The sequence below is a fragment of the Aeromonas sp. 604282 genome (genome assembly GCF_049170575.1).
Lineage (GTDB): Bacteria > Pseudomonadota > Gammaproteobacteria > Enterobacterales > Aeromonadaceae > Aeromonas > Aeromonas veronii_A.
This window is the reverse complement of the sequence record NZ_JAAKMV010000009.1, coordinates 152,219-177,878: the sequence shown is the minus strand read 5'-3', so window position 1 is coordinate 177,878 and position 25,660 is coordinate 152,219. Positions and strand designations below refer to the sequence as shown.

21 protein-coding genes are annotated in these 25,660 nt (G+C 60.0%); 7 read left to right on the top strand and 14 right to left on the bottom strand.

All coding sequences use genetic code 11. The annotated features are described in order from the left end of the window. Positions 1–362: hypothetical protein (locus G5367_RS12770; RefSeq protein WP_421294436.1), on the top strand; the 362-nt coding region annotated here is incomplete at its 5' end. Positions 363–432: 70 nt separating this feature from the next. Here the strand turns inward: G5367_RS12770 and pflB are convergent. The 4 genes from pflB to G5367_RS12750 form a co-directional block, all read right to left on the bottom strand. Then, on the bottom strand, positions 433–2,715 hold the full coding sequence (gene pflB / locus G5367_RS12765) for a formate C-acetyltransferase (protein WP_005346160.1): 2,283 nt from the start codon (positions 2,713–2,715) through the stop codon (positions 433–435). Between the two features lie 46 nt (positions 2,716–2,761). Next, positions 2,762–3,610 carry a formate transporter FocA gene (focA, locus tag G5367_RS12760; RefSeq protein WP_005333620.1) on the bottom strand — a complete coding sequence of 283 codons (849 nt, stop codon included), beginning with the start codon at positions 3,608–3,610 and terminating at the stop codon, positions 2,762–2,764. Positions 3,611–3,991: 381 nt separating this feature from the next. Then, a complete protein-coding gene (ycaO, locus tag G5367_RS12755; protein ID WP_064335887.1) occupies positions 3,992–5,752 on the bottom strand; it encodes a 30S ribosomal protein S12 methylthiotransferase accessory factor YcaO in 1,761 nt (586 codons plus the stop codon). Between the two features lie 195 nt (positions 5,753–5,947). After that, positions 5,948–7,381 carry a glycoside hydrolase family 1 protein gene (locus tag G5367_RS12750; RefSeq protein WP_288728338.1) on the bottom strand — a complete coding sequence of 478 codons (1,434 nt, stop codon included), beginning with the start codon at positions 7,379–7,381 and terminating at the stop codon, positions 5,948–5,950. A 167-nt stretch (positions 7,382–7,548) separates the two neighbouring features. On the opposite strand from G5367_RS12750, the gene G5367_RS12745 reads away from it, so the two are divergent. Further along, positions 7,549–8,412: a LysR substrate-binding domain-containing protein gene (locus G5367_RS12745; RefSeq protein ID WP_421294433.1), complete on the top strand. Its 864-nt coding sequence runs from the start codon at positions 7,549–7,551 to the stop codon at positions 8,410–8,412. A gap of 36 nt (positions 8,413–8,448) precedes the next feature. Here the strand turns inward: G5367_RS12745 and G5367_RS12740 are convergent, their stop codons facing one another. Both G5367_RS12740 and metE read right to left on the bottom strand, forming a co-directional pair. Continuing rightward, the gene (locus G5367_RS12740) at positions 8,449–9,198 is read right to left on the bottom strand and encodes a substrate-binding periplasmic protein (protein WP_421294431.1); all 750 of its coding nucleotides are present in this window, start codon (positions 9,196–9,198) and stop codon (positions 8,449–8,451) included. A gap of 174 nt (positions 9,199–9,372) precedes the next feature. Next, entirely contained in the window at positions 9,373–11,637 is a 2,265-nt protein-coding gene (metE, locus tag G5367_RS12735; protein WP_421244309.1) for a 5-methyltetrahydropteroyltriglutamate--homocysteine S-methyltransferase, read from the bottom strand. Positions 11,638–11,942: 305 nt separating this feature from the next. Between metE and G5367_RS12730 the strand changes: the two genes are divergently transcribed. Continuing rightward, a complete protein-coding gene (locus G5367_RS12730; protein ID WP_421244308.1) occupies positions 11,943–12,848 on the top strand; it encodes a LysR substrate-binding domain-containing protein in 906 nt (301 codons plus the stop codon). Positions 12,849–12,855: 7 nt separating this feature from the next. Here G5367_RS12730 and G5367_RS12725 read toward each other — a convergent pair whose 3' ends face one another. Further along, the gene (locus G5367_RS12725; protein ID WP_421244307.1) at positions 12,856–13,737 is read right to left on the bottom strand and encodes a LysR family transcriptional regulator; all 882 of its coding nucleotides are present in this window, start codon (positions 13,735–13,737) and stop codon (positions 12,856–12,858) included. 101 nt (positions 13,738–13,838) lie between these two features. Between G5367_RS12725 and G5367_RS12720 the strand changes: the two genes are divergently transcribed. From G5367_RS12720 to G5367_RS12710, 3 genes are all read left to right on the top strand, one after another. Beyond that, positions 13,839–14,477, top strand: a complete 639-nt coding sequence (locus G5367_RS12720) for an NAD(P)-dependent oxidoreductase (RefSeq protein ID WP_421244306.1) — start codon at positions 13,839–13,841, stop codon at positions 14,475–14,477. 460 nt (positions 14,478–14,937) lie between these two features. Further along, positions 14,938–15,981: an isopenicillin N synthase family dioxygenase gene (locus tag G5367_RS12715; protein WP_421244305.1), complete on the top strand. Its 1,044-nt coding sequence runs from the start codon at positions 14,938–14,940 to the stop codon at positions 15,979–15,981. A 133-nt stretch (positions 15,982–16,114) separates the two neighbouring features. Next, entirely contained in the window at positions 16,115–17,278 is a 1,164-nt protein-coding gene (locus tag G5367_RS12710; RefSeq protein ID WP_421294428.1) for a trans-sulfuration enzyme family protein, read from the top strand. 109 nt (positions 17,279–17,387) lie between these two features. Here G5367_RS12710 and G5367_RS12705 read toward each other — a convergent pair whose 3' ends face one another. From G5367_RS12705 to G5367_RS12695, 3 genes are all read right to left on the bottom strand, one after another. After that, entirely contained in the window at positions 17,388–19,052 is a 1,665-nt protein-coding gene (locus G5367_RS12705; RefSeq protein WP_421244303.1) for an AMP-binding protein, read from the bottom strand. A 98-nt stretch (positions 19,053–19,150) separates the two neighbouring features. Continuing rightward, on the bottom strand, positions 19,151–19,429 hold the full coding sequence (locus G5367_RS12700) for a YfcL family protein (protein ID WP_005333639.1): 279 nt from the start codon (positions 19,427–19,429) through the stop codon (positions 19,151–19,153). 99 nt (positions 19,430–19,528) lie between these two features. Next, positions 19,529–20,644 carry an ATP-NAD kinase family protein gene (locus tag G5367_RS12695; protein ID WP_216978926.1) on the bottom strand — a complete coding sequence of 372 codons (1,116 nt, stop codon included), beginning with the start codon at positions 20,642–20,644 and terminating at the stop codon, positions 19,529–19,531. A gap of 120 nt (positions 20,645–20,764) precedes the next feature. Between G5367_RS12695 and G5367_RS12690 the strand changes: the two genes are divergently transcribed. Beyond that, on the top strand, positions 20,765–21,493 hold the full coding sequence (locus G5367_RS12690; protein WP_005346200.1) for a TerC family protein: 729 nt from the start codon (positions 20,765–20,767) through the stop codon (positions 21,491–21,493). A gap of 72 nt (positions 21,494–21,565) precedes the next feature. Here G5367_RS12690 and G5367_RS12685 read toward each other — a convergent pair whose 3' ends face one another. The 4 genes from G5367_RS12685 to tyrR form a co-directional block, all read right to left on the bottom strand. Then, entirely contained in the window at positions 21,566–22,054 is a 489-nt protein-coding gene (locus tag G5367_RS12685) for an OmpA family protein (RefSeq protein WP_421212114.1), read from the bottom strand. 25 nt (positions 22,055–22,079) lie between these two features. Then, on the bottom strand, positions 22,080–23,321 hold the full coding sequence (locus G5367_RS12680) for a diguanylate cyclase domain-containing protein (protein WP_421212116.1): 1,242 nt from the start codon (positions 23,319–23,321) through the stop codon (positions 22,080–22,082). Further along, complete coding sequence (locus tag G5367_RS12675; protein WP_421244302.1) at positions 23,318–23,875, bottom strand: YfiR family protein; 558 nt, start codon at positions 23,873–23,875, stop codon at positions 23,318–23,320. The genes G5367_RS12680 and G5367_RS12675 overlap by 4 nt, the downstream gene beginning before the upstream one ends. A gap of 188 nt (positions 23,876–24,063) precedes the next feature. Continuing rightward, positions 24,064–25,611: a transcriptional regulator TyrR gene (gene tyrR, locus G5367_RS12670; RefSeq protein ID WP_005333656.1), complete on the bottom strand. Its 1,548-nt coding sequence runs from the start codon at positions 25,609–25,611 to the stop codon at positions 24,064–24,066. Positions 25,612–25,660: the final 49 nt, after the last annotated feature.

The following is a 25,660-nucleotide window of genomic DNA, read 5'->3' as shown; positions in this document are numbered from 1 at the left end:
CAGAGGCAGAGGCAGAGGCAGAGGCAGAGGCAGAGGCAGAGGCAGAGGCAGAGGCAGAGGCAGAGGCAGAGGCAGAGGCAGAGAATGATTCCATAGTCACAGGCTTATGGGTATTGCTTGATACCCGCGATGGCGCCTCTGTTCACCCCTTAAACCTGATCAGCTGTTCCACGAGCCATAGCAACACTGATGCAATGGCAGGCAGAGCAACCGCCTATCCCCTTAGAGCGCGAATAAAGCATAATCGCATTACAGACGGGGCCCAGGTCAATCCTGGTGAGCCCCTCCCCTTGATCCTCTTCAAATCCCCAGTAACAACTGTTGTGGTTGCGATGGAACTGGGGGCGATTCACAGGGGATGATTACTCCCCCTGAATCGCACGCATAAAAAAACCGGCGCCTTGGCGCCGGTTTTTGCTCACTATGTCTCGATTACAGAGAAGCAGTGAAGGTACGGGTGATGACGTCTTGCTGTTGCTCTTTGGTCAAAGAGTTGAAGCGAACGGCATAACCGGATACGCGGATGGTCAACTGCGGATATTTCTCCGGGTTTTCCATGGCGTCCAGCAGCATTTCACGGTTCATCACGTTAACGTTCAGGTGCTGACCACCCTCTACGTTGGATTCGTGGTGGAAGTAACCGTCCATCAGGCCAGCCAGGTTGGCTTTCTGGGCTTCCATATCTTTACCCAGTGCGTTCGGAACGATGGAGAAGGTATAGGAGATACCATCTTTGGCGTAAGCGAACGGCAGCTTGGCTACGGAAGTCAGGGAAGCAACAGCACCTTTCTGGTCACGACCGTGCATCGGGTTTGCACCCGGGCCGAACGGAGCACCAGCACGACGGCCATCCGGGGTGTTACCGGTCTTCTTGCCATATACCACGTTGGAGGTGATGGTCAGAACAGACTGGGTAGCAACAGCACCACGGTAGGTGTTCAGCTTCTGAATCTTCTTCATGAAGCGCTCAACCAGGTCACAGGCGATATCATCGACGCGAGCGTCGTTGTTACCGAACTGCGGGTATTCGCCTTCGATTTCGAAGTCGATGGCAACGCCATCTTCGTCACGAATCGGCTTGACCTTGGCGTACTTGATGGCAGACAGGGAGTCAGCGGCAACGGACAGACCAGCGATACCACACGCCATGGTGCGATATACGTCACGGTCGTGCAGCGCCATCAGAGAGGCTTCGTAGCTGTACTTGTCGTGCATGTAGTGGATGATGTTCAGCGCAGCAACGTATTGCTTGGCCAGCCAATCCATGAAGTGGTCCAGACGATCCATTACGTCGTTGTAGTCGAGGTACTCGGACTTGACCATTTCGGTTTTCGGACCGACCTGGATCTTGAGCTTCTCGTCCATACCACCGTTGATTGCATACAGCATGGTCTTGGCCAGGTTGGCACGAGCCCCGAAGAACTGCATCTGCTTACCAACGATCATCGGGGATACACAGCAAGCGATGGCGTAGTCATCGTTGTTGAAATCCGGACGCATCAGATCGTCGTTCTCGTACTGAACAGAAGAGGTCTCGATAGATACCTTGGCACAGTACTTCTTGAAACCGACCGGCAGCTTCTCGGACCACAGGATAGTCAGGTTCGGCTCAGGGGACGGGCCCATGGTGTACAGAGTGTTCAGCATACGGAAGCTGTTCTTGGTGACCAGGGTACGGCCATCAACGCCCATACCAGCCAGGGTCTCGGTAGCCCACATCGGGTCGCCGGAGAACAGTGAATCGTATTCCGGGGTACGCAGGAAGCGAACCATACGCAGCTTCATGACCATGTGGTCCATCAGCTCCTGGGCTTCTTGCTCGGTGATCAAACCTTTCTGCAGGTCACGCTCGATGTAGATATCCAGGAAGCTGGAAGTACGACCGAAGGACATGGCCGCGCCGTTCTGGGACTTGACTGCCGCCAGGTAAGCGAAGTAGGTCCACTGAACTGCTTCACGGGCATTGGTAGCCGGTACGGAGATATCGCAACCGTACTTGGCAGCCATCACCTTCATCTGAGCCAGGGCACGGTGCTGCTCGGAGATCTCTTCGCGCAGACGGATAGTGGCTTCCAGGTTGACGCCGTTTTCCAGGTCAGCTTGCAGGGACTTGAACTGGGCCAGTTTGTCGGCCATCAGGAAGTCAACACCGTACAGGGCAACACGACGGTAGTCACCGATGATACGGCCACGGCCGTAGGCATCCGGCAGACCGGTGATAACACCAGACTTGCGGCAGTTCAGGATGTCTTTGGTGTAAACGTCAAACACACCCTGGTTGTGAGTCTTGCGGTACTCGGTGAAGATCTTCTCGACCATCGGGTCCAGTTGACGACCGTACACTTCGCAAGAAGTTTTAACCATCTTGATACCGCCGTTGGCGATGATGGCGCGCTTCAGCGGCTTGTCGGTCTGCAGACCTACGATCTTCTCGAGGCTCTGATCGATGTAACCGGCATCGTGTGCGGTAATGGTGGAGGGCAGGTCAGTATCAAAATCGACCGGCGCGTGAGTGCGGTTCTCGATCTTGATCCCTTCCATGACCTTGTCCCACAGCTTGGTGGTCGCTTCGGTCGCGCCAGCCAGGAAGGACTCGTCACCTTCATACGGGGTGTAGTTCTTCTGGATGAAGTCACGGGTGTTGACAGAGGTCTGCCATTCACCGGCCGCGAAGCCTTCCCATGCTTTTTGGAACTGTTCGTTAAGTTCTGCCATTTTTCATTACCTCACACGGTATTGATGTAGTATCCCGCAATCATCCTTAATGATGACGACGGAAGATAAACCAGTAAGTCAGACCAACCATCACGCCACCACCGATGATATTGCCGATGGTCACGGGGATGAGGTTGTGTAGGACGAAGTTGGATACGGTCAGGTCAGCAAAGGTTGCCGGATCCTGGCCGATGGCCTGCCAAAATTCCGGACTAGCCACGCTGTGGATAGCGATACCAACCGGAATCATAAACATGTTTGCGATGCTGTGCTCGAAACCTGATGCAACGAACATGGCAACCGGCAGCAGCATAACCACTACCTTGTCAGTCGCGCTGCGGGCACCAAAGGCCATCCAGGCAGCAAGACATACCATCAGGTTACAGAGGATACCCAGCGCCACCGCTTCGAAGAAGGTGTGGTGAATTTTGTGTTGGGCCACTTTGAGGGCGTTAAGGCCCCACTGACCGTCTGCTGCCGTGTACTCTGCAGAAACGATGATCAGCGCCACCATCAGCAGACCGCCAATCAGGTTACCGAAGTAGACCAGACCCCAATTCTTGAGCAGCTGAGCCCAGCTGATGCGATTGGCAGCCTTGGCCACCAGTGTCAGGGTGGTGGAGGTGAACAGCTCGGCACCGAGCAGCACACAGAGAATAAGTCCGAGAGAGAAGCAGAGACCGCCCACCAACTTGGCCATACCCCAAGGCATGGAGCCGGTTCCGGTCGTCACTGTGATGTAGAAGATAAATGCGATGGCGATGAAAGCGCCTGCGGTAATGGCCAGTGGAATGACCTTGTATGCCGGCTTGGTAGCCTTGGCATAGGTGATGTCTTCAGCCAGTGCAGCGATGGCTTCGGGCTTGAGACAATCGAATGGAGATTCAGCTTTCAATTATTTTCTACCTGAATGTTTTGCCTGTTGAAATCATAACAAAGGGCCAAATAGCCAAAATTGACATTGATCAAGTTTATCAGTGTGCGAATGTAATTTTACTACAAATATTTTAGTGCGATGGCTACGCCACTTTACACCAGGTATCAGCTGAAACAGAAATGTCACATTTTTAATGCAATGATTTTAAAGAATTTATTTCCAATCACGGAAATATGGTATTGGCAAGATATCTTTGCAGATCGACAGCACATCCCCTGCCCTGCCATCAACCCCCTTAGGGGTATTTTTTGTTTTTTATTTCATCTTTGAATAACAATCCCGTGCCTTGCTGCACGATAAACAGAAGGGGCCACTCGGCCCCTTCCTTTACAGCAACGATTAGGCCCAGTGATGGGCTCGCTTGGCCTTCTGCAGCTTCTCGTAAGCTGCCAGCAGCTTCTGGTGCAGCGGGAACTGGGAGAGCGACAGGTCGGCCGCTTCCAGACCGTGGAAGCGTGCTTCGCCACTGGCGTTGGCCCATGCCTGTGCCAGCGTCTCTTCACCATACATGCGAGTGAAGACGGCGCGATACTGCTCCGGATCCCGCTCCTCGTCGAGGAACAACTCGACACAGGCACGCAGGGCACGGTAGTAGCTGGCACGCTCGGCAGTAAACACCGACTGGTTGAACTCCATGGTCCAGTCGATGAGATCCAGTGCGGTCTCCAGCTCACCGGCGGCCAGCGCCAGCATGGCTTTCAGCTCGCCAACGCGCAGGGTATGCAGCGCGGTACCCTTGGCGGCAGCGATGCCCAGCAGCTCGCGTACACGGGTACGCTCGTCGTGCCCCTCTTCATCCAGCTGGTCGAACAACGCCATGTACTGCTCGGCATCCCAATCCAGTGATGGCAGCGCCAGGATCACTTCGCGCAGGTTGGCGCCCATGTTGTTGTTGGCCAGCAGCAGATCTTCAGCCGGATAGATGTCGGACATGCCCGGCACCAGGATGCGGCAGGCGTAGACACCCAGATGCTCATAGTCGGCGATATAGACCGGCTGCTCCAGCTCATGGAAGATGCCGATCAGGTGATCGAACTCCTCCTGCGAGGTGCCACGGAAGTCCCAGTCGGCAAACTCGAAGTCCGCATCCTGCTTGAACAGATCCCAGCTGATAAGGCCCGAGGAGTCGATGAAGTGAGTCTCGAGGTTATGGTGATCCGCTACCTGCTCGTTATCGAATGACGGCGGCACGAACACGTCGAGATCTTTGAGACCACGGCCCTGCAGCAGCTCGGTCACGGTGCGTTCGAAGGCCACTTCGAAGCGCGGGTGGGCGCCGAAGGAGGCAAAGCAGGTGCCGTTGCTCGGGTTGAGCAGCACAACACAGATGACCGGATAACGGCCACCGAGGGAGGCATCGAAGCTGTAAATGGGGAAGCCTTCCGCTTCGAGGGCGGCGATGGAGGCAGCAATTCCCGGATAACGGGCAATCACCTCGTCCGGGATCAGCGGCAAGCTGATGGCCTCGGCGATGATCTTGTTCTTCACGTGGCGCTCGAACACCTCGGAGAGCGCTTGAGTGCGCGCTTCGGTCTTGGTGTTGCCAGCGCTCATGCCGTTGGAGACATAGAGGTTGCCGATGATGTTCATCGGGATGTAGACGGTCTCGTGATCGGACTGGCGTTCGAACGGCAGCGCGACGATACCGCGCTCTTCGTTGTTTGACTGCAGATCCACCAGCATGTCGGCGGTCACTTCACCATCCGGGTTGTAAAACTTGCGGGTGAAGCTGTCGAGCAGACCGGCCGGGAACTGGTCACCCTCGATAGGGAACCACTTCTCGTTCGGGTAGTGAACGAAATCGCCGTTGGCGACCTGCTCGCCCAGATAGAAGTCAGCAAAGAAGTAGTTGGTGGAGAGACGCTCGAAATATTCGCCAAGGGCAGACGCGAGGGCCGCCTTCTTGCTGGCGCCCTTGCCGTTGGTGAAGCAGAGGGCGCACTCTTTGTCGCGAATATGCACCGACCAGACGTTCGGCACGGGGTTGAGCCAGGAGGCCTCTTCGATATCAAAGCCCAAGGCTTGCAGCTTGGTCTGGAAGCGTTCGATGGAGTCTTCCAGCGCCGCATCCTTGCCGGGAATAAAAGTGTGGTCAGTCATCACGATATCCTGATTTTTATTGGCTCATGTTCGGCCGCAGATAATAGCAGGGGTCGCCGACTTTGGCAGGACAAAAATCAGCAAACAGGGGGGTGAGTTGCACGGTGAGAAACAGGCTTATCCCCTTTACCCCGCCACAAACAGCGCGGGCCCGGGGATTACCCGGGCCCGCTGGTTACGCGACGCGGTAAACCATCAGAGCTGCTTGCCCTGGCTCGCAATCACCTGGCTGTACCAGTGGAAGCTCGCTTTCTTGATCCGGCGAAGGGAGCCCCCCTGCTCGTCACGCTCCACATAGACGAAGCCGTAGCGCTTCTGATAGCCATTGAGCCAGCTCAGGATGTCGGTGAACGACCAGGCGCAGTAGCCGAGCAATTCCACCCCATCCTGCATCGCCTCCTGGCACGCCTTTACGTGGCTGCGCAGGTAATCGATGCGGTACGCATCGTTCACCTTGTCGCCCGCCTCCAGCTTGTCGAACTCGCCAAGGCCATTCTCGGTGATCATCAGCGGCAGACCATAGCGGGAAGAGAGGCGACGCAGGGCGATGCGCATCCCGGTCGGGTCGATGGCCCAGTCCCAGTTGCTGGTCTCAAGGTGCGGATTGGGCGCCGTCTTGTAGAGGCCGGGAATACCGCTGGACGGCGTAGTGCCCTTCTTGCCGGTGGTGTTGATCCGCTGCAGGGTCTGACCGCCCAAGGGGTTATCGGTGTAGGTCAGGGTGTAGTAGTAGTTGACGCCGATGTAGTCGGGCGTCCCCTCTCGCAGCAACTCCATATCGCCCGGCAGGATCTCCGGCGCCTCGCCGTTTTCTCGCAAGTAAGCGAGCGCCGCCTGCGGATAGCGGCCAAAGCAGTAGGCATCCAGCCACCAGAGGTTGTTGAACTCCTCGGCGTTCTCATAGGCCAGCATATCTTTCGGATCGCACGACGCCGGATAGGCAGGAGAGTAGGCAAAGCTCGGGCCGATGAGGCCATTTGGCACATGCTGGCGAAACGCCTTGATCACCCGGGCATTGGCCAGAAACGCGATGTGGTTGGCGGCAAAGAAGCGCTTGCGATCCTGCACAGCGGGCGGATGGGTGCCGAGCTGATAGGCGTTAGTCAGGTTGTAGTTCTGCTCGTTAAGCGACACCCAGTACTTCACCTTGCCGGCAAAGCGCTGATAGAGGGTCACGCAGTAGCGCTCGAAATCCTCGATAATGCGTCGGTCTTCCCAGCCGCCGTACTCATCTTGCAGCGCCTGCGGCAGATCCCAGTGATAAAGGGTCAGCACCGGCTCGATCTTGTGGGCCAAGAGGGTGTCGATCAGCTTCTCGTAGAAAGCCAGACCCGCCTCGTTCACCTCCCCCCGACCGGTAGGATAAATGCGCGGCCAGCTCACCGAGAAGCGGTAAGCCTTGAGCCCCATCTCGGCCATCAGCGCCACGTCCTCTTCCATACGGTGGTAGTGATCCACTGCCACATCGCCGTTGCTCCCCTCAAAGGTCTTGCCCGGCAGCTTGGTGAAGAGATCCCACACCGAGGGCCCCTTGCCATCGGCATTCCAGCCCCCCTCCACCTGATAGGCGGCGGAGGCGGCGCCCCACAGAAAATCGCTCGGGAAGTCGTTGAACTTGTGGTGATGCATCTGGTGTTGCTCCTTCTGCGCTGATGGTGTCAGCCATCTCTGATAACTCGGCGCCCCCGTGCCGGGGTACCCGAAATGAATTGGCATAAGCATCCATCACTTCTAAAATTCCGTCCAATGACAAATTTGACCACTCAACATTCCCAACAGGAATGAAAGGAGCCCTAATGGAGCTACGAGATCTGAAAGCCTTCGTCACTCTGGGGGAGGTGCTGCACTTCGGCCAAGCGGCGGTACGTCAGCACGTTACCCAGTCGGCCCTGAGCAAACAGATCAGGCGGCTGGAGGAGGAGCTGGGCGGCGAGCTGTTCGAGCGCAATGCCAGCACCACTCGCCTCACCGGACTGGGCAGGGCGCTTTATGAAGATGCCCGCGCAGTGGTCATCCAGAGCGAGCAGCTCTCGCGCACCGCCCGCGATGTGCTGGCGGGCAATGTCGGCACCCTGCGCATCGGCTTTGGCGTGGCCACCAAGATCCTGGTGCCCGCCGCTATCGCCCGCTTTCGCGCCGAGCGGCCGCAGGTGACCATAGAGCTCAACGATCTCTCTACCCACCACCAGCTGCTGGCGCTCAGTGAAGGCAAGCTGGATCTCGGTTTTTGCCGCCTGCCCGCCCCCAAGGGGTGGCACGCCCTGCCGGTAGTCGAAGCCCACTTTGTCGCCGTGCTGCCCGCCAGCTACCGCGATGTGAGGGAATTGGCGGATCTGGTGGACAAGCCGCTGGCGATCCTGCGTCGGGACAAGGCCCCGTCCTTTTACGATCACCTGATGAACTATCTGGCCCAGAGCGGGCTGCGTTTTCGCGATATCCAGTACGTCAACGACTTCGCCGCAGGCGTCGCCACCGCGGCGGCAGAGATCGCCTGGACCCTGGTCCCCTCCTCCACCACCATAGAGCACCCGGATGTACTCACCCTCCCCCTTAGAGATGGGGAAGCCTGCTGGACCATTGGCCTTATCCGTCCGCCCCACAGCAAGGGGCCCTTGATCGATGCCTTCTGCGCAACCGTCGCCGATATGCCGCCAAGATAGACACGCCGTTGGCAAACAGCAGATGGCGGCAACGCATCAACGATAGCGTTCGACGATACGCGCCAACTCGCCGCTTTGTCGCAGCTGTTGCAGGGCACGGTTGAACTCGGTTATCCGGGTATTGAAGCGGGAGTGCTTGCCGATGCAGAGATTGAACGGGGTAGAGGCAAGCTGCAGCGGCACCTCGACCACCTGCCCGGACAATCCCAGCTGGTTGAGTTTGAAGCGGGCCACCAGTGGGTCGGTCACCATCAGATCCCCCCGCCCCGCCGCCAGCATTTTGAAGACATTATCGACATTGATGGTGTGATGAACGGTGAAGCCCGCCAGGTTCTCCTTGCCCCAGCCGTTACCGAAATAGTCGAGAAAGGTAAGCGATTTGAAGTCGCTCAAGCGGCTGGCTCGCTGAAACTCCGCCATGCGGGGATGGGCGCGCTGGGTAAAAATGGTTAGCACAGTGGTAGTGACCGGCTCTTCCACAATCAGGGTATAGCTGCGCCGCTCCCGAGTTGCGATGGTCACGAAGCCATCGGCCTGCGCCATCCGCACCAGTTTTTGCGCCCGTTGCCACGGATAGCCTTCGTGGCGCACCCGCAGCCCCAACTGCGCAGCCACCCGATCCATCACGTCGATCATCAGCCCGCGCATCCTGCCCTGTTCGTCACGCCACGAATATGGGGCAAAGTCGTCAAAGTAGACCATCTTCAACTCGGCCGCTGGCGCCGCCCATGCACTCTGCCACATCAGCAATCCCCACAGGATTGCACTCCCCAAACTGACTCTCATGGCCGCGACTCCATCCACTTCTGCCAACTCTGAGCCTAGTGCAAAGCGTGCTGCGGCAAGGATCAGAAGCCAGTGAAACAAGTGGCCAGCAAAAAGAGAGGGGAAGCAGTGGCTTCCCCTCTCTCGTTCGTTTTTCAGCACACCACCTTATCGATGGCGGTCACGGCTTGCCGGTTACGCCAGCTCGGCCCGCAGCGCCTTGGTGGCATCGACCATCACCTTGAGGGCGGCCTCTGTCTCTTCCCAGCCGCGGGTCTTGAGGCCGCAATCCGGGTTGACCCAGAGCCGCTCGGCCGGGATCTGTTTGGCGGCCTTGCGCAGCAACCCCTCAATCCAGCTCTGGCTCGGCACGTTCGGCGAGTGGATGTCGTAGACGCCCGGGCCAATCTCGTTGGGGTAGTTGAAGCGTTCGAACGCTTCGAGCAGCTGCATCTGGCTGCGGCTGGTCTCTATGGTGATCACGTCCGCATCCAGCGCCGCCACCGCCTCGATGATGAGGTTGAAGTCGCTGTAGCACATGTGAGTGTGGATCTGGGTGCTGTCCGCCACCGGGCTTGCGCTCAGACGGAAGGCCCGCACCGCCCAGTCAAGATAGGCCTGATGATCCTGCTTGCGCAGGGGTAAACCTTCGCGGATCGCCGGTTCGTCGATCTGGATGATCTTGATGCCGGCGGCTTCCAGATCTGCCACCTCGTCGCGAATGGCGAGGCCAATCTGCAGGGCGGATTGCTCGCGGCTCACATCTTCCCGCGGGAAGGACCAGCAGAGGATGGTCACAGGGCCAGTCAGCATCCCCTTGACCGGCTTGTCGGTCAGGCTCTGGGCAAATCGGGTCCATTCGAGCGTCATGGGGGTCGGGCGGTCGATGTCGCGGGTGATCACCGGCGGCTTGACGCAGCGGGAGCCATAGCTCTGTACCCAGCCGAAACGGGTGATGGCAAAGCCATCCAGCAGCTCACCGAAATACTCCACCATGTCATTGCGCTCGGCCTCGCCATGTACCAGCACGTCCAGCCCGATGGCCTCCTGACGCGCGATGGCATCGCGGATCTCGGCCTTAATGCCCGCCTCGTAGGCGCTGTCATCGATGCGACCGGCGCGCCAATCCTGCCGCAAAACCCGGATCTGAGAGGTCTGCGGGAAGGAGCCGATGGTGGTAGTGGGCAGCAGCGGCAGCTTGAGATCCGAGCGCTGCAGCTCGGCCCTGACCGGATAGGGGCTGTGGCGATCAAAATCGCTGTTGGTGAGGCTGGCGAGCCGTGACTGCACCGCTTTTTTGTGCACCCGGCTGTCGGACTCCCGATCCACGATGGGCTGGCTGTAGGCGGCGATTTTGTCTAGCTCGCCCCCACCCAGATACTCTTTGAGCAGCCCCAGCTCGAAACATTTTTGCAGGGCGAAGGCGAACCAGCTGCGGGTCTGGGGATCCAGCTCCGGCTCCAGGGTCAAATCCACCGGGCTGTGCAGCAACGAGCAGGATGAGGCCACCCAGAGCCGCTCGCCGAGTTTGGCTTTCAGTGCCTTCAGAGTCGGCACCAGCTTGGCCAGATTGGCGCGCCAGACGTTGCGGCCGTTGATCACCCCGGCGGAGATGACCCACTGGGCGGGCAGATGCGGCACCAGGGTCTCCAGCTGCTCGGGGGCGGCCACCAGATCCAGATGCAGGCCATCCACTTTCAGGCTGGTGATGATGTCGCGCTGATGGGCAACCGAACCGAAATAGGTGGTGAGCAACAGCTTGCAGGGGCCCGCAAGGCGCTCGTAGGCGTTGAGATAGGCGAGTCGCCACTCGTCCGGCAGGTCCAGCGTCAGCGCAGGTTCATCGATCTGTACCCACTCCACTCCCTGGGCGGCCAACTTGGCCAGGATCTCCTGATAGACAATCAGCAGACGATCGAGCAGTTCAAGGCGGGAGAAGCCGCTCTCTTTCTCCTTGCCGAGCCACAGATAAGAGACCGGCCCCAGCAGCACCGCCTTGACCGGCAGCCCCAGCGCCTTGGCCTCTTCGACCTCGTCAAACAGCTGGCTCCAGCCCAGCTTGAAGCGCTGATCACGGCTGAATTCCGGCACCAGATAGTGATAGTTGGTGTTGAACCATTTGGTCATCTCGGCGGCGGCCGCCGCCGGGCCGGTCGGCGCACGGCCGCGGGCCACCCGGAACAGGGTGTCGAGATCGGTCTCGCCATGACGGTGACGGGCAGGCACTGCATCCACCAGCAGGCTGGTGCCGAGTACCTGATCGTACCAGGCGAAGTCGCCCACCGGCAGCAGATTGACCCCGGCGCCGTGCTGGGCCTGCCAATGGCGCTCACGCAGCGTTTTGCCCACGGCAACAAGTTCGGCCTGAGTGGTCTCGCCACGCCAGTAGGATTCGAGGGCAAATTTCAGCTCGCGCTTGGCGCCGATACGGGGGAAGCCCAGGGTGTGTGCTCGTGTCATAGGTTCATTTCCTTATGCTCATTCATCTGATGGGAAACTGGATGATTTAGCCATCCAGATGTTTACACATCCAAAATGACAAGATAAGGTGACGCTGGCTATTGAATCCTCTTCAAGTGGCTCTCAAATAATCCTCAACTGACCGCCGAACAGGTTCACCGCGCGGATACAGAGGCCGATTTTGCATGTGTTAAGAAGTGCAGGAGCAAGCAAGAAGGCAGGATAAAGAGGCGCAGGAGGCTAAAGGCCAAGCCACCGCCGACAGCATTATCAGCGCCATACGCAATCTCACAAGGAGCCATCTTATGGCAGTGCCAAGCAATGCAGGGATAGAGATCAAACACTTGAAAACATTAACCGCGCTGGCCGAGCAGGGCTCGCTGGCCGGTGCGGCGCTGACCCTCAACCTCACCCAGTCCGCCCTCTCCCACCAGCTCAAAGAGCTGGAGACCCGCCTCAATCTGGAGCTTTACCTGCGCAAAAGCCGCCCGCTGGTGCTGACCGCAGCCGGCAGCCAGCTGCTCGCCCTCGCCCGTCAGGTACTGCCCGCCCTGGCCCAGACCGAGAAGCAGTTGCAGGCCCTGCAGAGCGGCGATGCGGGCAGGCTGCATCTGGCGCTTGATTGCCACAGTTGCATCCAGTGGCTGCTGCCGCTGTTGCCCGATTTTCGCCGCCAGTGGCCTGGGGTGGATCTGGAGGTGGAGTCAGTGCCGGGCTTTGATGCCATCAATGCCCTGCTAGGCGGCCAGCTCGACCTGCTGCTCACCTCGGACGTGCAGGCCCGCGGCGATCTCCACTTCGAGCCGCTGTTTGCCTTCGATCTGACTCTGGTGATGGCGCCGGATCATCCTCTCTGCCACCAGAGCCGCATCGAGCCGGGCGATCTGGGGGCGGAGGTGCTGCTGGTCTATCCGGTGGAGCGCAGCCGCATGGATATCTTCAGCCGCTTTTTGCAACCCGCCGGGGTGGAGCCCGCCCGTTGCAAGTCGGTGGACAATACCTCGGTGATGCTGCAGATGGCCGCTGCTGGCCTCGGCGTCGCCGCTCTGCCGCGCTGGGCCAGCGACGAGTTTGTCAGACAGGGGATGCTCTGCGCTCGCCCCCTCGGGAGTGGTATTCGTCGCCATATGTACGGCGCGGTGCGGGCCGCCGATCGGGATCAAGCCTGCCTGCAGAGCCTCTTTGCTCGCATCCGGGCTACCATGGCTTGATGATGGCTCAGAGCGTTCCGAAGTAGCTGCGCAGCGCCTCCACCACCCGTCGCACCTTCTCCGGGATCTCCCGCTGCGGCGTGATGGCGTGGATCTCCATCGGCGCCACCCGAAAACCGGGCAACAGTTCGAGCAGACGCCCCTGCGCCAGATCCTCGCCAATCTCCCCCTCCGGTTGCAGCGAGATCCCCTGCCCTGCCAGCGCAAACTGGCGCAGGGGCAGCACGTTGTTGCATAGCACCTTGGCCTTGAACCTCACCCTGTGTTCGCCCCCCTTCTCGTCAAGCAGCAGCAAACCGTTGCCCAGCATGTCGCCGCAGAGCCAGTCGTGGTTGGCCAGATCGGCGGGCGTGCGCGGCGTCCCCTTGCGCGCCAGATAGGCGGGGGCGGCGCAGAGCAGCATCCGGGTCTGCCCCAGTTTGCGGGCTACCAGAGTCGAGTCGGGCAAGGTGCCGACCCGCAGTGCCACGTCGATCCGCTCGGCTATCAGATCCCGTTTCTCGTCGTCGGCGATGATCTGGATAGTGAGGCCGGGGTGGGCCTGCAACAGCGGGGACAATGCCAGTGCCAGCGGCTGACCCGCCATCCCCACCGGGGCAGTGATCCGCACTTCACCGAGCAGGGCGTCGCGCACCTCGGAGAGGCGCAGCTCGGTCTCGCTCAGGGTCTGCTGCAACGCCCGGCACCCTTGCCACACCACCTCTCCCGCCTCGGTCAGACTGAGACGACGGGTGGAGCGATGGAGCAGAGGCAGCCCGAGCAGGCTCTCCAGCTGGCTGATATGCTGACTGACGGCAGAGGGGGTCATGCCGAGGGATTTGGCCGCCCCTGTCATGCTGCCCGCGTCTACCACGGCAGCGAAGATGGCGTAACGTCTGAGCTGTTCCATTATTAAATCCAGCTTACAAGTGAATGCATTTTAGAGGTGATTATTAAATCATAACTGGCGGCGTAGGATAGCCCCATTCCAACAGTGAAGGAGAGTTCCCCATGAAGATTGCCCTGATCGGTGCCAGCGGTTTTGTCGGTTCAGCCATCCTGAACGAGGCCGTCAGCCGCGGCCATCATGTCACCGCCATCGTCCGCGATGTCAGCAAGGTGGCCGCCCATCCGCAGGTCACCGCCGTGGCGGTGGATGCCCAAAACCCGCAGGCATTGGCCGAGGTGCTCAAGGGGCACGATCGGGTGATCAGCGCCTACAACCCGGGCTGGAGCACACCGGATATCTACGACCAGTACCTCAAGGGCGCCAACGCGATCGTCGCAGCAGCCAAAGCGGCCAACAGCTGGCTGCTGGTAGTAGGTGGCGCCGGCAGTCTGGAGGTTGCCCCCGGCGTGCAACTGGTGGATACCCCTGAGTTTCCGGCCGAGTGGAAACAGGGGGCGCTGGCGGCCCGCGACGGTCTCACCGCCCTGCGTCGTGAAACCACCCTCGACTGGCGCTTTGTCTCTCCCCCGGTGTTCCTCGAACCAGGCGAGAAGCGCGGCGGCTATCGGATTGGTGGCGATCAGGTGCTCTTTAGCGGCGAACAGCCTGCCGGGATCACCGCCGGAGATCTGGCCGACGGCGTGCTGAACGAGGTGGAAAAACCGGCTCACCAGCGCCAGCGCTTTACCCTGGGTTACTGAGAGCCCACAGTCGGTTAAGGCCAGAATGCGCGGTCACTCGCCTACGCACCCGGTCAGGTGAACACCCGCTCAACCAGAAGGGAGGCATCCGCCTCCCTTCTGTTTTGGTCATTTTCTGGTTTGGCCATTTTCTGTTTTGGTGATTTTGCCACTGGCTGCTTGCCTCTGGTTATCACTCTCCCTCCCATCATTTCCCATTCCGTCCTTAATGGCTGCGCAAAAAACCGTCACCCCATCAGGCGCCGAATTCCATTTCGAATTTTGTATATAACTAAGAATAATTTGTTGTTTCCGTCTTATAACACCGAACAGTAGCATCCCCTTAATTCCAGATGGCGCCACACCGCAGCGCACACCGCCACACTGTCGCGCCATCCCGTTTACCGCTCATCAAGCCTGTCCGCACCAAAGGCAGCAGAGGAGATGGCGCCAGAGATAACGAAAGAGTGAGGAGGTGCACATGGAACATTCACCACTGCCGATCATCGATCTGGCTGCCCTCAACGGGGCACCCGACCTGCGTCGCCCTATGTTGGCCAAGCTGGCCGCGGCCGCCCGCGACGTCGGCTTTTTCTATCTGACAGGGCATGGCCTGAGTGACGCCGAGCAACGAGAGACTCTGGCGCTGGCAGAGAGCTTCTTTGCCCTGCCGGAGCAGGAGAAGCTGGCGGTGCAGATGGTCAACAGCCCCCACTTTCGCGGCTACAACCGGGTCGGTGCCGAGCTGACCCGAGCGCGGCCGGATCTGCGAGAGCAGTTCGATATCATGAACGAGGCGCAAGCCCTGCCTGCGGCCCTGATCCGTGAACCCTGGCAGCGGCTGATCGGCCCCAACCAGTGGCCGACCGCCCTACCCGAGATGAAAGCCCATTTGCTGGCGTGGCAGGATCGGCTGAGCGACATCACCCTCACCCTGCTGGCCGCTTTTGCCGAGGTGCTGGAGCAACCGGCCAACGTGTTTGACGACAGCATCCGCGGCGCCCCCTACCAGCACATGAAGCTGATTCACTACCCGGGGCAAGAGGCGGGTGGCAGCAGTCAGGGGGTCGGCGCCCACAAGGATCCCGGCTACCTGACGCTGGTGATGCAGGATAATCACTCGGGGCTTGAGGTCGAGACGGCCGACGGCTGGATCTCCGCACCACCTTTGCCGGGAGCGCTGGTGGTCAATATCGGCGAGCTGTTGGAGCTGGCCTCCAACGGTTATCTCAAGGCGACCCTGCATCGGGTGGTGAGCCCGCCGCCCGGCGTCTCGCGCCTCTCCTGCGCCTTCTTTATGGCGGCGCGGCTCGATGCCACCGTGCCACTGCTCAGCCTCTCCCCCGAGCTGGCAGCACAGGCGCAAGGGCCGGAGAGTGACCCGACCAACCCGCTCTTCTATCAGGTGGGGGAGAATGTGCTGAAAGGGCGGCTGCGCTCCCACCCGGATGTGGCGGCGCGTCACTATGGGCCGGTGGAACCCGCTCGCCTCCCGCGCACAGAGAGCGAAGCGATACCGGCCTAAGCAGCGCAGAGATCCGCAGCCGGGTATATGCACAAGCCACAAGCCGCATGGATATACCCGCGCTGACAAAAACAACAAGCAACGAACAACAAAACAAGTCATGGCCAGAGCCTGGCCATCACGGAGCAACACGATGAAATTCAAGACCATGAGCGTACACAGCGGCCAGCGGATCGATCCCCAGACCGGCGCCCTCACTACCCCGCTCTACCAGAGCAGCACCTTCAGCTACTTCAACGCCCAGGCGGGCAAGGAGCGCTTTGCAGGTCAGGCCCCCGGCTTTATCTACAGCCGCTTTGGCAACCCCACCACCGCCGAGCTTGAACAGAAACTGGCAGCCCTCGAAGGTGCCGATGAAGCGCTGGTGGTGGCGAGCGGTATGGCAGCGGTGAGCGCCATCATGTATGCGCTGGCCGACAGCGGTGATGAAGTGGCCTATATCGGCCCGCTCTACGGCGGCACCGATGCCTTCCTCAAGCAAACCTTCAGCCGCGCAGGCATCAAGGTCACCGCCTACGAGAGCGACCGGGATCTGCTGGTCAATATCCGCCCCGCTACCAAGGTGGTACTGTTCGAAACCCTGACCAACCCCACCCTCAAGGTGGTGGATCCGCGGCTGGTGGTGGAAGCGGCCCGCAAGGTGGGCGCCATTACGGTATGTGACAACACCTTCCTCACCCCCTACCTGCTGCGTCCGCTGGAACTCGGGGTCGATGTAGTGATGCACAGCGGCACCAAATATCTGGGCGGCCACGGCGACATCATCGCCGGGGTGGTGGCGGGCTCTCACGCCCTGATGAAGTCGATCCGCACCGTGGCCCTCAAGCATATCGGCTCCCCCATCGGCCCGCAGGAGGCCTACCTGCTGCAACGCGGGGTCAAGACCCTGCCGCTGCGGATGGATGCCCACCTGCACAATGCCCAGAAGGTGGCCGAGTTTCTGGCCGCCCACCCGGCGGTGAAGAAGGTGATCTACCCGGGCCTTGCCAGCCATCCGGGCCACGATGCCCTCGGCGCCTTCGCCAGCGGCTTTGGCGGCATGGTGAGTATTGAGCTGGAAGGCGGGTTTGAGCGCTGCGCCACCCTGCTCGATAACCTGCAACTGTTCGTGCAGGCGGTGAGTCTGGGGGATCTCGAGAGTCTCGCTTGCCATCCGGCCAGTACCACCCACGCCGCCATGGACGAGGCGAGCCGCCTCGCTGCCGGAGTCAACGACGACCTCATCCGCTTCAGCATCGGGGTGGAAGATGCGGACGATCTGATCGCCGATCTGGCCGCCGCACTGGCGCAGATCTAACCGGGCGCGCTTTTACTCGCCGACAAAACAGCGGCGAGTAAAATGCCCCAAACACAACAACGGCCCATCAAAGGCCGTTGTTGTTTGTTGCGCTATGGAAAGACGGGATTTACTCCTCCCACACCACCACCTGGGATGAGGGCCAGCGATCCCCGACCTGAGCGTACTTTTGCTCCAGCAGGTGACGCTTGATCTTCATGGTGGGAGTCAGCACGCCGTTCTCGATATTCCAGGGGGTTTTCACCACCAGAATGCCGCGAATTTTGGCATGAGATTCCAGCTGATCGTTGACCCGTACCCGCGCCGCTTCCAGTCTGGCGTTGACCTCCTCCCGATTGCCCTTCATGGCGCTCTCGGCCAGTTGCACCAGCGCAATGGGCTGCGGCATACCGTAACCAATCACGCAGAGCTGTTCGATGATAGGCTCCTGACCCAGCAGCCCCTCGATGGGCACCGGCGCCACATACTTGCCCTTGGCGGTCTTGAACACATCCTTCATCCGGCCGGTGATGGTGAGATAACCCTCCTTGTCCAGCTTGCCCATGTCGCCGGTGTGGAGCCACCCCTCGGCATCGATGGCCTCGGCGCTGTGCTCGGGATCCTTGTAGTAACCCAGCATCATCCCTTCGCAGCGGCAAAGGATCTCCCCCTCATCGGAGATCTTGATGGTCACTCCGATCCCCGCCTTGCCGACGGTGCCGATCTTGTCGGCGCGGAACGGGTAGTTGATGGTGGAGTAGGCGTGGTTCTCGGTCATGCCCCAGGCTTCCGTCACCTTGAGGCCAATGCTCAGATACCACTCAAGCAGCGCAGGGGAGACAGGCGCGGAGCCGCAGCCGAGTACCCGGGCCTGATCCAGTCCCAACCCCTTTTGCAGCTTGCGTTTGATAAGGCCGGAGATAAGCGGGATCTTGAGCAGCAACGCCAGTTTGTTCTGGGGCAGCTTCTCGTGGATCTTGATGCGGAACATGGCCCACAGCCGCGGCACCGAGATAAAGACGGTGGGACGGCAGCGTTTTACATCTTCGATAAAGGTGTCGAGGGATTCAGGGAAGGCTATGGTAGCACCGCCATAGAGGCTGCCGCCGTAGATGTAGACCCGCTCGGTAATGTGGGCCAGCGGCAGGTAGGAGAAGCCCCGATCGGCCTGGCTCAGGCTCACCGTCTCAACCAGCTTCTCACACGACCAGGCGTAGCGCTCGACGCTCAGCATGGCACCTTTCGGCTTGCCGGTGCTGCCGGAGGTGTAGACCAGACTCAGCAGGGAGTCAGGGGCCTGCACCGGGCTGTCAGGGATCGGCTCATGCGCCTCCAGCAGATCGTCCCACTGGTGGCTGGCTGGCATGGTGTCATAGGGGAAGGCGATGCGCAGCAGATCGGCGGGTACGCCCGCCTCCTGACTCTTCCAGTCATCCAGCTTGCCGACGAAGATCGCTTTGGCCTCGCTATGGCGCAGCACATATTCGATGGTATCGACGTTGGCAGTCGGGTAGATGGGCACGCTCACATACTGCCCCATCTGCATCGCCAGATCGGCGATAAACCACTGGGCGCAGTTCTTGGAGAGCAGCGCCACCTTGTCACCGGTCACCAGACCGAGGTGACGCAAGGCCGTCACCATCCGCCGCGCTTCATCGGCCACTTCACCCCAGGTGAAATCGACATATTCGCGGTTGATGGTTTGACGCAGGTAGGTTCGATCAGGACACTGCCGCTCCCAGTGATAGAGCATCTCGAGCGGCAGTTTATTGGCAATACGTGAGGAGGAGGCCATAGTTTAATCCCTGAAACAAAAGGCGAAACTTATTATTAACCTTTCACTAACTTCAGGGGAAGGATAAACTCAAACTTCAGTTTGAATTGTGTATCCGATCAAGCTTCTGCATCTTGTTGCAAACGACTCCACATCGCCTGCACCAGTTTTTCATCCTCTTCAGATAGCTCACCTTGCAAGATCGCCTCGTTGAGGCTGCGCAGCACATAGCTCTTTACGTCCCGCACCAGGGTCTTGCCTTCCAGCTCGGCCCGGGCAACGGCCAATGAGATATGACCTCGCAGGTAACCCCCCGCAAACAGCTCATCGTCGGTCGCGGTGGCAACCATGCTGTCGATCAGTCCCAACAACTTGTGCTCAAAATCGTGAATCGTCATGTAACGCAGCCTCATTTGCGGCAAAAAATTCGGGGGTATGGAACCGCAATCCGGTTGATTGCAGCTCTCTGGCGCCAGGCCAGCAGCGTCCTTGGCGTCCTATTCCGGGTTGGCCACCGGGTAGATGACCTGATCCTTGTATCCCGTGGTTATTCGCAGATAACCACGCAACGCCCGGTTTAATTGCGGATCATCGGTATCCACCAGCAGCGGCCTGCCCGCAAGGGCGGCAAGCTTGGCTTTGGTTGCCAGCACCTGGATATTCTCCAGCCCGACACACCGAATCACCTCAGGACTCAATTGCTGATTTCCGCGCCCGAACAGATGTCCCTGTCCGCCGATCAGGGTAATGATCAGTCGGCAGCGACGGCCGCGGATCCGGGTCAGGATCTCGGCGGCGCTGAGATCCTGCCCGATAAGTCGGCCATTTTCCACCAGATCCACACCGAGCAAAGTATTTTCCAGACCGAGCTCTGCCATACAGGCTGCCACCGTGCTGCCGGAGCCCATCAGATAGAGGGTATCGGGCTCCATCTGCTCCACCACACCGGCGGCGAGATCCGCCAACACCAGCTCTTCGGACTCCTTGCCCCCCTGTTTTACCGCCTGTACATAACGCAGATCACCGGGCACCTTCAGCTGGCCGTAGTGGCGGGCCCGCACCTTGCCCGCGCGAAACGCCTCCTCGTCGATGTCGCGCACCTCGGCATCGATCAGGCTGAGCAGTTCTCCTGCGATCATCCGCGCCACCACCCGCCCGCTGGCAGCGGGCGTCACCCCGTAGACGCCGGAGTGGATCTTGCACCCCGCGGGAATGCCGAGCACATGGCAGGACTCCCCCACCGCGGCGCAGATATCCCGCGCCGTGCCATCGCCACCGGCAAACAGCAGCAGATCGACCCCGGCTTCGCGCATCAGCCCGGCAGCATGGCGGGTGTCATCGGCCGAGGTGCTCTCCCCGGCCGGTTGATAGATCACCCGACAGGGCAATCCCAGAGAGCGGGCCACCGTCTCCCCCATATCTCCGGCCACCGTCAGCAGTTCGAACGGGACGCTCAGCTCGCATAGTGGCAACAGCGCTTGCCGCGCCCGCTCCTGCGCTTTGGGCACAGCGCCACGAGCAATCGCCTCATCCACCACGCCGTCACTCCCCTTGAGCCCCACTGCGCCGCCAATCCCGGCGAGCGGATTAATGATGAACCCTAATCGAAACATGCCTGCCTCCCTTGCAATGGGCACCATTTTTATCTTTTCGTCCCTCTGGGACAAGCGGTGATACCCCTGCTAGAATTCGCACCTTCATTTTTCCAACCAATGTTCAATCAAGGTTCAATCATGCTGGAATGGGTTCTTGATCCCTCCGCCTGGGTTGCTCTCGCGACCCTTACCCTGCTCGAAATCGTGCTGGGCATCGACAACATCATCTTTATCTCCATCCTGGTCGGCCGCCTGCCGGAGGCTCAGCGCCAAAAAGCGCGCATTCTGGGGCTGGGGCTCGCCATGGGCACCCGCATCCTGCTGCTGCTCTCGCTGGCCTGGGTGATGCGTCTCACCGAGCCGCTCTTCACCGTGCTGAACGAGGCTATCTCGGGCCGAGACCTGATCCTGCTGCTGGGGGGGCTGTTCCTTATCGCCAAAAGTACCCACGAGATCCACGCCACCCTGGAAGGAGCCGCCGAGCCGGAGAGCGTCAGCAAAACGGCCTCGGGATTTGTCAGCACCCTGATCCAGATTGCCATTCTGGACATAGTGTTCAGCCTCGACTCGGTGATCACAGCAGTCGGCATGGCCGATCACGTGCCGGTGATGGTGCTGGCCATCATGATCGCCGTCTTCATCATGATGTTCGCCGCCAAATCCATTGGCGATTTCGTCGATGACCATCCCACCATCAAGATGCTGGCCCTCTCCTTCCTCACCCTGGTGGGGTTTGCCCTGATGGCGGAGGGGATGGATCTGCACATACCGAAGGGCTACATCTACTTCGCCATGGCCTTCTCGCTGGTGGTGGAGATGATCAATATCCGCTTGCGCAAGCACAGCGAGGCCGACACAGGAAAGTAGTGTCGCCGGATCAAAAAGAGCGCCTCTCGGGGCGCTCTTTTGCTATGCACACGGCGTACTGCCGGGTAGAAATCACTGGTTGGCAATCACAATGGCAACCCGGCGGTTTTCTGCTCGTCCGGCGGCGCTCTTGTTGTCCGCCACCGGGGCCGTCTCACCACGGCCACGGATCTCAAGATTGGCGGGCTTCATCCCCACCGAGATCAGCACATCGGCCACCGATTGAGCCCGTTTCAGAGAGAGCTGCTGGTTATAGCTGCTCTCGCCGGTATTGTCGGTATGGCCGTCAACCCTCGCCTTGTCGAGCCCGACCCCAAGCAGGGCCTTGCCCAGTTTTTCCACTATCTGCCGGGTCTGCGGATTGAGTTCACCCACATTGTTGGCAAACAGCACCCGGTTGGCCAGATCCAGTGTCCAGCCCTCATCGGTCAGATAGAAACCTTGCTCCTTCAATACTGCCAGCTGTTCCGGGGTCAACCCCCTGGGGGTGCTCTGACAACCCGCCAGCAGAGAGAACAACAGGCCCAGCACGACAGCCTTGATGGAGAGGGATAGTTTCATTGTTATGACTCCTTTACACCTTGACTCACGCCGATTTGGCGGCCTCAACCTCCTCACGGCGTGTACGTTTTGCCAAATACATGGCTTTGTCTGCCAGCTCGCACAGCTCGCTGGCGCGGGTCCCGGGTTGATGGATGGCAAAACCGATGCTGATCCCTGCCACCAGTTGCTGTCCATCCCGCAATACCACAGGATCACTCATCGCCTGCTGAATGCGGTCGATCACCTCTTCCACATCCTGCCCCAGATGCACAGGTGTCAGCAGTATGGCGAACTCATCCCCCCCCAGCCGGCAAACCAGATCTCCGGGGCGCAGCTGATGCTCTACCCGCCGGGAGAGGGTCACCAGCACATCGTCACCGGCGTTGTGCCCCAGGGTGTCGTTAATCTGTTTGAAACGATCGCAATCGAGATAAAGCAGGGCGAACGGGGCCCCCCCCTCGCTTACCTCGCCAATGGCATGCTCGAGGCGAGCTTCGAATAACGCCCGGTTGGGCAACCCGGTCAACGCATCATGGGTCGCCTGGTGGAGCAGACTGGCGTTCTCCCGCGCCTGATGAGCCTGCCAGGCTTGCAGCTCATCCAGCAGGGCGTTGAAATCCTCTCCCAGTTCATTGAGCTCGACGATATCGGCCGGTGGCGCCCGCATCCCCAGAGTGCGTTGTCGACGCACCGAGTGGGCGACCTGTGCCAGTTGTCGCAGTGGCGAGGTGATCGCGACCTGCATCCGCCCGGCGACATAGAAGGCGCCCATCACACTCAACACCAGGCAAATCACCATCACCAGCAGCACCGAGAGCAAGAACAGCAACAGATACTCGCCATGACCGCGCAGCTCTATGGTGGCAATCTGATCACCTCCCCGCAGCATGGGATAGGTGACCGGCCCCGGTAACAGCAGGCGGGCAAGATAATCTTCGACTGTGGCTAGTGGATTGCTGACGGGACGAACCCATTTAGCGAGCTGTTGACCATTGGCCAGCACGATACTGGCTTCGGCCACCTCCTCATGGGCGACAATACCGCCAAGCGCCTCGCTCGCTGCCTCTTCATCGTGGAACACCACCGCCGCCTCGGCGCTGTAGCTGATTGCGCGGGCCACCAGCTCCAGATTGTGATCGGCGTAGAAGCGTACTACCAGCAAGGCAATCAGAGTAAAAAAGAGTCCCGCCACGCTGACGGCCGTGATGGCGGCCACCAGATGGGTTCGCCCCAAGCTCTGACGCAGGGTCGGAAGACGGGGATCCGCGCTGACCTGTCGCCTCATGGGACCCCCTTATCGGCACGGGCCAGCTTGAGCACAGCGGGATGTACTCGTACGCCGCTCAGGGCCAGGGCATCGAGGTTCACTTTAAACCGCACTCGCACACTCTGTGGCTCGGTCTGCAGACAGAACACCGAGCTGGTGGAACAGTCGTGGTTGTATTCGCTGATGCTGAGCACTGAATGACCCTGCAAGCGCGCAAACAACGCAATCCGGGTCGGCTCGTCGACGACGCCGAGATAGAGCACATCGCAATTATCACTGATGGCCGGATCACTCGCGTCGTAACGATTGACCTGCACGGCACGGCCATTGGCCTGACGATCGATGGTAAAGAGGGCTCCGGCATACTCCGTTGGCGCCGCCACACACATGCGCAGCACCGCAGGCTCGGTGGGCCAGCGAGTGTAACTCAGGATATCGAGCACCAACTCTCTGACCGCCGTCGCGCGGATCTCCGCGGCCGTTTCCGCCAGCGCGCGAGGCAACAACAGACCAAACGCTAACAGCAAGAGCACCAGGCGAGCGATGAAACGGGGAGAAAAGAGTAACAGCATGATCGGGAGGTGACCGCCTTGACAACACCGCTGCAGTGGCATAGCGGTTCGGGTACATGTATCCAGATAGTAAGTTGGTGGACACTGGCCTGACAAGTCTCCCGAAGCCCTCCCGCCCGGAAGCCGTGTAAAGAAAACAGAGAGCCCGTCTGGTGACGGGCTCTCTGTTGGCTAGCATCCGGAACAACTTACTTCTTGCTGATGCCATATTCCCGCAGCTTGTTGGCGATGGCGGTATGCGACACGCCCAGGCGTTTGGCCAACTGACGGGTCGACGGGAAGGCGGGATAGAGCCGGGCCAGCAGCTGGCTCTCGAAGCGCTTCACCGCATCGTCGAGATTCCCCTCAAACCACTCGTCGATCAGCGGCATGGTATCGGCCGCCACCGGCAGGTCGATCTGCTCGGGCCCCAGCTCATCCCCTTCCAGCAGTGTCATGGCGCGGTAGAGACAGTTGCGCAGCTGACGCACGTTGCCCGGCCAGCGGTAGGCGGTCAGGTAGTCGGCCATGTTGCGGGTAAAGCGCGGACGGGGTCGCTGCAACTCGCTGGCAAAGCGGGAGACAAACTGCTGGGCCAGCACCATGATGTCTGCCTTGCGCTCGCGCAGGGGTGGCAGCGCCAGACTGAGCACGTTGAGGCGATAGTAGAGATCCTCGCGGAAGGTTCCTTCGTGCACCAGATCCAGCAACTGCTTCTGGGTGGTGCAGATGAAACGCACGTTGACCTTCACCTCCTGCTCGTCACCGACCCGGCGGAATACCCCATCCTGCAACACCCGCAAAAACTTGGTCTGCAGATGGGGAGACATGTCGCCGATCTCGTCTAGCATCAGGGTGCCGCCGCTCGCCAGCTCCAGCACGCCGCGCTTGCCCTCGGTGTTGTTGCCAAAGGCACCGGGGGCATAACCAAACAGCTCGCTCTCGGCCACGTTATCGGGCATGGCAGCGCAGTTGAGGGCCATAAAGGGGTGGCTGGAGCGCAGGCTGGCCCCGTGACAGGCACGGGCCAGCAGCTCCTTGCCGGTACCGGTCTCACCGACAATCAACAGCGGCGCGTCCTGCATCGCCAGTTTGCGCGCTTGCGACAGCACCTCTTTCATCTTGGGGCTCTCAGCCTGCAGATGCTCGAAGCCCCCCACTTCCACCGCATGAAGCGCGCTGAAGTGCAGGCCGACCCGACGGGCAGATTTGAGCACCACCACGGCCCCAGCCAGCGCCTGCTTGCCGCGGGCTTCTGCCACGAACAGCGGCATCAGATCTGCCAGATACTCTTCGCCATTGAAACTGAGCTTGCAGGTCTGTGGCTTGATCTCGCTCGCCTCCAGCCAGCGGGTGAAGGAGAAGCCCTTGACCAGCGAACCGAGCGCCACGCCGCGCACCTCCTCCACCGGCAAGCCGAGGGTGGTGAGGGCCGACTGGTTGGCCTGGGTCACCTTGCCCTTGCTGTCGAGGGAGAAGACCAGGTCCGGCAGCGCCTTGAGCAGCGCCTCGATCTCGTGATGCTCTCGCTCGGAAGGCATGTAGGGGATGGTCTTGACGTCGTAGACGCCGGGAATGCGGCGGATCTCCGGCATCAGGTGCTGAAAATCACTGAACTCCAGCTCGGGAAAGTTGAGATAGATGATGCCTGAGGTATCGATTTCGATGCCGCGCAGATCGATATTGTGCTCCACCAGGCGGTCGAGCAGTTCCCGGGTCAGGCCCAGGCGGTCTTCACAGCTGACTTCAAGACGCATTCGGGACACACTTCCTAGCTAACTCTATGAATGAGCGGATAATACAGTC

Bases quoted from the DNA above. Each gene is read 5' to 3' on its own strand.
- pflB (WP_005346160.1), bottom strand. From the start codon at position 2,715: ATGGCAGAACTTAACGAACAGTTCCAAAAAGCATGGGAAGGCTTCGCG.
- ycaO (WP_064335887.1), bottom strand. From the start codon at position 5,752: ATGACTGACCACACTTTTATTCCCGGCAAGGATGCGGCGCTGGAAGAC.
- G5367_RS12750 (WP_288728338.1), bottom strand. From the start codon at position 7,381: ATGCATCACCACAAGTTCAACGACTTCCCGAGCGATTTTCTGTGGGGC.
- G5367_RS12745 (WP_421294433.1), top strand. From the start codon at position 7,549: ATGGAGCTACGAGATCTGAAAGCCTTCGTCACTCTGGGGGAGGTGCTG.
- G5367_RS12740 (WP_421294431.1), bottom strand. From the start codon at position 9,198: ATGAGAGTCAGTTTGGGGAGTGCAATCCTGTGGGGATTGCTGATGTGG.
- metE (WP_421244309.1), bottom strand. From the start codon at position 11,637: ATGACACGAGCACACACCCTGGGCTTCCCCCGTATCGGCGCCAAGCGC.
- G5367_RS12730 (WP_421244308.1), top strand. From the start codon at position 11,943: ATGGCAGTGCCAAGCAATGCAGGGATAGAGATCAAACACTTGAAAACA.
- G5367_RS12725 (WP_421244307.1), bottom strand. From the start codon at position 13,737: ATGGAACAGCTCAGACGTTACGCCATCTTCGCTGCCGTGGTAGACGCG.
- G5367_RS12720 (WP_421244306.1), top strand. From the start codon at position 13,839: ATGAAGATTGCCCTGATCGGTGCCAGCGGTTTTGTCGGTTCAGCCATC.
- G5367_RS12715 (WP_421244305.1), top strand. From the start codon at position 14,938: ATGGAACATTCACCACTGCCGATCATCGATCTGGCTGCCCTCAACGGG.
- G5367_RS12710 (WP_421294428.1), top strand. From the start codon at position 16,115: ATGAAATTCAAGACCATGAGCGTACACAGCGGCCAGCGGATCGATCCC.
- G5367_RS12705 (WP_421244303.1), bottom strand. From the start codon at position 19,052: ATGGCCTCCTCCTCACGTATTGCCAATAAACTGCCGCTCGAGATGCTC.
- G5367_RS12700 (WP_005333639.1), bottom strand. From the start codon at position 19,429: ATGACGATTCACGATTTTGAGCACAAGTTGTTGGGACTGATCGACAGC.
- G5367_RS12695 (WP_216978926.1), bottom strand. From the start codon at position 20,644: ATGTTTCGATTAGGGTTCATCATTAATCCGCTCGCCGGGATTGGCGGC.
- G5367_RS12690 (WP_005346200.1), top strand. From the start codon at position 20,765: ATGCTGGAATGGGTTCTTGATCCCTCCGCCTGGGTTGCTCTCGCGACC.
- G5367_RS12685 (WP_421212114.1), bottom strand. From the start codon at position 22,054: ATGAAACTATCCCTCTCCATCAAGGCTGTCGTGCTGGGCCTGTTGTTC.
- G5367_RS12680 (WP_421212116.1), bottom strand. From the start codon at position 23,321: ATGAGGCGACAGGTCAGCGCGGATCCCCGTCTTCCGACCCTGCGTCAG.
- G5367_RS12675 (WP_421244302.1), bottom strand. From the start codon at position 23,875: ATGCTGTTACTCTTTTCTCCCCGTTTCATCGCTCGCCTGGTGCTCTTG.
- tyrR (WP_005333656.1), bottom strand. From the start codon at position 25,611: ATGCGTCTTGAAGTCAGCTGTGAAGACCGCCTGGGCCTGACCCGGGAA.